Origin of the sequence: Oryzomicrobium sp. (genome assembly GCF_036820405.1) — a bacterium.
Classification (GTDB): Bacteria; Pseudomonadota; Gammaproteobacteria; order Burkholderiales; family Rhodocyclaceae; genus Oryzomicrobium.
Genome location: NZ_DAISLS010000012.1, coordinates 42,164 through 48,729, shown reverse-complemented (window position 1 = coordinate 48,729; position 6,566 = coordinate 42,164). Strand labels below are relative to the sequence as shown.

Annotated in this window: 7 protein-coding genes; 4 read left to right on the top strand and 3 right to left on the bottom strand. The window is 66.1% G+C overall.

Going from position 1 to position 6,566, the window contains the following annotated elements:
* The first annotated feature begins 83 nt into the window (after positions 1-83).
* From fliO to fliR, 4 genes are read left to right on the top strand one after another with little or no spacing between them, the layout of a single operon-like run.
* Positions 84-623, top strand: a complete 540-nt coding sequence (gene fliO / locus V7Z98_RS12830) for a flagellar biosynthetic protein FliO (protein ID WP_334158395.1) — start codon at positions 84-86, stop codon at positions 621-623.
* The gene (gene fliP / locus V7Z98_RS12825; RefSeq protein WP_442951844.1) at positions 604-1,416 is read left to right on the top strand and encodes a flagellar type III secretion system pore protein FliP; all 813 of its coding nucleotides are present in this window, start codon (positions 604-606) and stop codon (positions 1,414-1,416) included. Before fliO ends, fliP begins: the two co-directional genes overlap by 20 nt.
* Positions 1,413-1,682 (top strand): flagellar biosynthesis protein FliQ, encoded by a 270-nt coding sequence (fliQ, locus tag V7Z98_RS12820; protein WP_293260020.1) that lies wholly within the window; start codon positions 1,413-1,415, stop codon positions 1,680-1,682. The genes fliP and fliQ overlap by 4 nt, the downstream gene beginning before the upstream one ends.
* Before the next feature lie 37 nt (positions 1,683-1,719).
* Positions 1,720-2,499 carry a flagellar biosynthetic protein FliR gene (gene fliR / locus V7Z98_RS12815; RefSeq protein WP_334158394.1) on the top strand — a complete coding sequence of 260 codons (780 nt, stop codon included), beginning with the start codon at positions 1,720-1,722 and terminating at the stop codon, positions 2,497-2,499.
* 25 nt (positions 2,500-2,524) lie between these two features.
* On the opposite strand, the gene V7Z98_RS12810 is transcribed toward fliR, so the two are convergent.
* Genes V7Z98_RS12810 through flgK form a run of 3 tightly spaced genes read right to left on the bottom strand, consistent with a single transcriptional unit; the run spans position 2,525 to position 6,546 of the window.
* Positions 2,525-3,058 carry a hypothetical protein gene (locus V7Z98_RS12810; protein WP_334158393.1) on the bottom strand — a complete coding sequence of 178 codons (534 nt, stop codon included), beginning with the start codon at positions 3,056-3,058 and terminating at the stop codon, positions 2,525-2,527.
* The gene (gene flgL / locus V7Z98_RS12805; RefSeq protein WP_334158392.1) at positions 3,058-4,446 is read right to left on the bottom strand and encodes a flagellar hook-associated protein FlgL; all 1,389 of its coding nucleotides are present in this window, start codon (positions 4,444-4,446) and stop codon (positions 3,058-3,060) included. The genes V7Z98_RS12810 and flgL overlap by 1 nt, the downstream gene beginning before the upstream one ends.
* Positions 4,447-4,500: 54 nt before the next feature.
* Entirely contained in the window at positions 4,501-6,546 is a 2,046-nt protein-coding gene (flgK, locus tag V7Z98_RS12800) for a flagellar hook-associated protein FlgK (protein ID WP_334158390.1), read from the bottom strand.
* Positions 6,547-6,566 lie beyond the last annotated feature (20 nt).

Below are 6,566 nucleotides of genomic sequence, written 5' to 3'. Positions count from 1 at the left end.
CTTTTCCGCACCTTTTCCGCACCTTTTCCGCACCTTTTCCGCACCTTTTCCGCACCTTTTCCGCACACTTTCCGACCGCCACCGTGTCCCGCCTGCGCCTCGGCCTCTTCCCCCGCTTCTGCCTGACCCTGCTGCTGGCCATGCCCCTGACCCGGGCCCTGGCCGAGGATGGCGCCCCACCTCCGGCGGCGGCTCCCACGCTCCAGGCGGCGCCGGCGGCAAACCCGGTTCCGGTGACTACAGCGCCATCCGCCCCCACCATGGTCCTGGGTTCCGCCTCCCCCCTGGGGGCCGGTAGCCTGCTCCAGGCCCTGCTCGGGCTGATCCTGGTGCTGGCTCTGGTGATGGCCGCGGCCTACTGGCTGCGCAAGGTCCAGGGCCAGCGCGGCCTGGGGGGCGGGCTGATGCGGGTGGTGGCGGCCCTGCCCCTGGGCACCCGGGAACGGCTGGTGATCGTCGAGGTGGCCGATACCTGGCTGGTACTGGGAATCACCCCCCAAGGCATCGTCGCCCTGCACACCCTGCCCAAGGGCGAAGCCCCGCCCGCTCCCGAACTGCTTCCGCCGTTCGCCGCCAAACTCAAAGAATTCATCGACCGCCGTCATGGCCAACCCCGTTCCTGACCCCCTCCCCGCCAAACCCCGCGCCAATAGGGCATCTTCACGCCCCCTCCCTGGAAAGGCGCTACTGGCGGCCGTTTTCGGCCTGCTGGTCCTGGCGGCCGCCCCTGTGCTGGCCCAGAGCGTGCCGGCCCTGACCAGCAGCCCGGGACCGGGCGGCAGCACCAACTATTCGCTGTCGATCCAGACCCTTCTCTTCCTCACCTCCCTGACCTTCATCCCGGCGGCGCTGCTGATGATGACGGCGTTCACCCGCATCGTCATCGTGCTGTCGATGCTGCGCCAGGCCATGGGGTTGCAGATGGCGCCGCCCAACCAGGTGGTGATCGGCCTGTCCCTGTTCCTGACTTTCTTCGTCATGGCCCCCACCTTCGAGAAGGTGTACCAGGACGCCTACCAGCCCCTGTCCGAGAACAAGATCACCTTTCCCCAGGCGATGGAACGGGCTTCGGTGCCGATGAAGCAGTTCATGCTGCGCCAGACCCGGGAGGCGGACATCGCCCTGTTCGCCGGCTTCGCCAAGGTCGAGCGCATCGAATCCCCCGAGGCGGTGCCGATGCGCATCCTGGTGCCGGCCTACGTGACCAGCGAGCTGAAGACCGCCTTCCAGATCGGCTTCATCATCTTCATCCCCTTCCTGGTCATCGACATGGTGGTGGGCGCCACCCTGATGTCCATGGGCATGATGATGATGTCGCCGGTGATGGTGGCATTGCCCTTCAAGATGATGCTGTTCGTGCTGGCCGACGGCTGGCACCTGGTCCTGGGTTCCCTGGTGAAGAGCTTCGCGCCATGAATACGGGCACCGTCGTCGAAATCGGCCGCCAGGCAGTCGAGGCCACCATCCTCTTGTCCGGCCCCCTGCTGCTGGTGGCCCTGGTGGTGGGCCTGCTGATCAGCATCTTCCAGGCTGCCACCTCGCTCAACGAGACCACCCTGTCCTTCGTGCCCAAGGTGCTGGCCATGTTCGCCACCCTGATCATCGCCGGCCCCTGGATGCTGCAAACGGCGGTGGACTTCATCACCCGCCTGTTCAGCGCCATTCCCCAGCTGATCGGTTGAGGAAGCGCCTCCGCGCTACCGCTACCGCCCGCGCCCCATGTTCACCATCTCCAGCGCCGAGCTGAACGCCTTCATCCTGTCGTTCTTCCTGCCCCTGGTCCGGGTGCTGGCGCTGGTCTTCGTGGCGCCGGTGTTCTCCAGCGCGGCCTTGCCGCGCCGTATCCGGCTGATCTTCGGCATGGCCGTCGCCCTGGGGCTGCATCCCCTGCTGCCGCCCCCGCCTGCGCCCCTGGAGCCCAATTCGCTGGTGGTGCTGATGCTGGTCGGCCAGCAGATCCTGATCGGCGTCGCCCTGGGCTTCGCCATGCGCATCGCCTTTGCCGCCATCGCCGTGGCCGGCGAATTCATCGGCTTCCAGATGGGCCTGTCGTTCGCGACCTTCTACGACCCCCACTCGTCCGCCAACACGGCGGTGGTGACCGAGTTCATCAACCTGTTCGCCCTGCTGGTGTTCCTGTCCCTCAACGGCCACCTGACGATGATCGCCACCCTGGCCGAGAGCTTCATCCGCATTCCGGTGTTCTCGCCCTTTCCCCATCCGGATTCCTGGCTGAGCCTGGTCCGCTTCGCCGGGCTGATGTTCTCCGGGGGGCTGCTGCTGGCCCTGCCGGTGGTGGTGGCCCTGTCAATCACCAACATCGCCCTGGCGGTGCTGTCCCGGGCGGCCCCCCAGCTCAACCTGATCGCCGTGGGCTTTCCCATCACCCTGGCCATGGGCATGGTGCTGCTGGGCCTGTCCCTGCCCTCGATGGTGGCGCCGCTGATGCAGTTGATCGACCAGTCGATCAGCGCCTCGCTGCTGCTGTTCAAGCCCTGAGCGGACGCCGCCCGCCCGGCCGCCCTCAGTCGCGGTAGAAGTTGGAGCGCGGCGTGGACGGCGCCGACACCGGCTCGGCCAGGGGGAAGGCGCCCGCCACCAGCTCCACGGTACCTTCGGCGACACGCTGGGCCTGGGGCGTGCCCGACTCGATGCCCTCGGTGTAATCCAGAACCCGGTAGGACAAAGCGCCGGTCTCGCGCCGCAACTGCTCGGCCCGGCGGCGGAAGATTTGGGAAGCCTCGCCGGAGCCGCCGATGTGGAAGCGCTTGAGCTTGAAGGCCATCCGGTAGGTGCGGTCGTCGAGGCGGGTTTCCTGGATGGTCCAGTTGGGCGCCAGGGGATCGTAGACCACGTAGAGGATGGCGGCCACGCCCGCCGCCGTGGCGATCTGCTCGAACGAGTAGGCCTGGCTGGCCGTCACCTGGATGCTGGCATTGGGCACGATGGGGGACGAGCGCGGGTAGGTCCCCGAGATCGCACTGCACCCGGCCAGCAGGCTGCCCGCACCCGCGGCGAGCCACCGCAGGCAGCGGACGGAAAAGGAGGCAGGCACCATCAGAGCAGCTTGAACAGGCCCAGGCCGGTGATCTGCACGAAGGCTTTCTGGGCGGCCTCCAGCTGCACCAACTGCTTGAAGAGCTGGGAGATGGCGCTGTAGTAATCCACGTCCACCAGGTCCGAGATCGAGGACTGGTACTGGGTGTCCATGGCCTGGCCAGCCGAAGTCAGGGAATCCAGCTCGTTCATGCGCGAGCCCTGGGAGGCCCGCACCGTGTTCACCTTGTCGAGGGCCTGGTCCAGGTTGGAGATGATCCCGCCCAGCTGGTTGGCGAACTCGGTGGTGCCGCTGCCGTTGATGTTGTAGCCGGTGGCGGTGGCCCCCAGGTTGCTGTGGGTGACGCTCTGAGAGGTGCCCTGGGTGGGCGGGTTCTTGAGCAGGTTGATGAAGCTCTGGACCGTCTGGAAGATGTCCTGGTTGCTCTTGCTCGGCGAAATCGCGAAGGTGTCGCCGTCCTCGGGCTGGCCAGTAATGGTGATCGATGCGCCGTAATCCACCGGAGTGCCGCCGTTGGGGCCGGCCAGCTTGATCGTCTGCCCCGGGACGAAGGTGCCGCCCGGCAGGGGGCCGGTGGCCGACGGCGCCGCTCCGGTGAAGATCGAGGTGTTGCTGGTGGTGTCGACGATGTCGTAGGTGGTGGTGGGCGGCGAAGCGGTGTAGTCCCGGGCGAACGTGATGGAAAAGCTGCCCGAGTTGGTCGTCGCGTTCCACTTGGTCGGATCGAGCACGCTGCCCTGGTCGATCACCCCGGTGCCCAGGTTCTGGTTGGTGGGGGCGTTGAAGGCGTTACCGCTGGTGGCGGTGGCAAAACTGCCGTTGCCCTGGCGGATGCGCATGAACAGGTCGCTGCCCGCATCGGTGATGGCGATCTGGCGCGAAGAAGATACCTGCACCGAAACCTGCCCATCGTCGCCCTGGTACTGCACGGCGCCGGTGGAGGTCACCGCAAAGGGCTTGGTCTGGCCCTGGAAACCCGAAAACAGGTACTGACCGGTGCCGTCCTGGGTGTTGGCGATGCCCAGCAGATCCTGGAAGCACGACTCCAGGTCGGACGCCATGGACTGGCGTTCGGAGTTGGTCAGGGCCGGATTGCCGGCCGCCACGGCCTGGCTGCGGATGTACTGGAGCAGGTCGTTGAGCGAGCCCACCGTGCCCTCGACAAGCTGCAACTGGCTGTTGGCCGCCTTCTGGTTGGTCAGGTACTGGCTATTGACGTTCTGGGACTGGCTCAGCACCAGCGCCCGGGCGGAGGCCACCGGATCGTCGGAAGGATTGATCACCCGCTTGCCGGTGGACAGCTGGTTCTGGGTGTTCAGCAGGGACGACTGGTTGCGCTGCAGGCCGGAGATGCCGACATCGTAGAGTTGGGCGGTACTAACGCGCATGGTGTTCTCCTTGGGGGCCGGGGAAGGCATCGTCGCCTCCCCCTACCCTGTTCCTTATCTTCCGATCGACAGGATGGTATCGAAGATGGTGCTACCCACCTGCAGCATCTTGGCCGATGCCTGGTACATGTACTGGTACTTGATCAGATTGGCTGCCTCTTCGTCCAGGTTCACCCCCGACACGGATTGCTGGGAGGCCTGGGCCGCCGCCAGCTGGGCGCTCTGGGCATCGCCCATGACCTTGACCTGATTGGTCGTGGTGCCCACCCGGGCCACCAGGGCGCCGTAGGCATCCTGGAAAGTGGTCAGGCCGCCGCCGTTGCCCGAGCCGGTCATGGTCTGCTGGGTCTGCAACATGCCCATCAGATTGGCGTTGCGGCCGTCGGACACCCCGGCGGTATTCTTCTGCAGGGTGAACTGGTCGCCGGCCTTGGGCGTGCCGCTGACGCTGAAGCTCACCGCATTGACCGTGGGGCCGTTGATAGTGATGGTGTTGCCGGAACCGAAGGCCACCACGTCGGTGGTGGCGGCGATGGTGCTGGTGGTGGTGTTGCCGCTGGCATCGGTCACCGAAATGGTGGACCCCACCGGGAAACCGGTCAGCCCCGAAGTCGGCGTGTTGGTGTACGACAGGGTCAGGGGCGTGGCCGGCAGGGTGTAGCCGGTGCCCACGCTGCCCTGGGTGATGGTGGCGTCGCCGGTGTTGGTCAGGGCCGCCGAGGCCCGGATCGGCGCGGCCGCCGCCACCAGGCTGGGATCGCCGATCACCGCCGAATTGACGGCGAAGTTGCGCGACACTTCCTTGGTGGGCTGGATGGTGAAGCGGTCGCCGTTCAGGCCGGCGGTGGTGATGCTCAGTTGCACCCCATCGAAGGTCACGTTGGTCGGCGGCGTCCCGGACACGGTGCCGGAGGCTACCTGGGAGTTGTCGGACAGGCGCACCACCGTATAGGCGCCGCCGGCGCCGAACTGCAGCTCGTAGTCGCTGGACGTCAGCTGGGTGCTGAAGTTACCGTTCGAGTACTGGGGCGCCTGGAAGCTCGCCGACAGCACCGCCGTGTTGGACGAGGTGGAATTGCGGATGACCTTGGGGTCGGAAATCTGGAACAGCTGGGAGGCAAAGCCGGTGTCGCCGGCCACGTTGCCGTGGAGATCCTGGCCCAGGGCCTGCTGGGCGTTGAAGGTGAGCGCCACGCTGGCCGCCAGTTGGCCCAGGGTGTTGCGCGCATCGTCCAGGGCGCCGGAACGGAAAGAGAGGAAGCCGCCCAGGTTGCCGCCGGACAGCAGAGACTCGGGCAATTCCTGGCTCACGTTGCCGGTCTGCAGGGCCACGGCCATGCGGGTCGGATCGTCCTGGGACGGCTGGGTGGTCAGCTGGTTCACCTGCTGACCCACCACCAGTTGCTGGCCGGAGCCGATCAGCACCGACAGGGAACCATCGCTCTGGGTCACGGTGGTGACCCGGACTTCCTGGTTCAACTGGGAGATCAGCTGGTCGCGCTGGTCGAGCAGATCGTTGGGCGGCTGGTTGGTGGACGCCTGCGCCATGGTGATGCTCTCGTTGAGCTTGGCGATCTGGGTGGCGTAGGAGTTGATCTTGTTGACCGTGTCCGTGATCTGCTGGTTGGTCCCCTGGTAGAGCTGATTGAGCTGGTTTTCCATGGTCTGGAAACGGCTCGCCAGGGTCTGGGCCGAGGCCACCATGGTGGACAGCACCGTGGAGTTGCCCGGCTTGGAAGCCAACTGCTGGACGCCGGAGGAGAACCCCTGGAGCGCCGAGGACAGGCCGGCGCTGCTGTCGCCAAGCAGGTTGTCCACCTGGGAAACCTGCTTGTAGTAGGTGTTGTACTCGTTGGCGGAAGTCTGGGCCTGCATCACCTGCTGGGACAGGAACTGGTTGTACATCCGCTGCACCGTCTGCACGTGCGTCCCCTGGCCGACGAAGCCGGCGCCGGTCGGCAGGGCGATATTGGTCGCCTGCGAGATCGCCTGACGGTTGTAGCCGTCAGTGTTGGCGTTGGTGATGTTGTGCGAGGTGGTGAGAAGACCGTACTGGGCGGCATTGATGCCGGTCAGCCCGATGCTGAAGATACCTGTCATGGCAAACTCCCGACTGACCT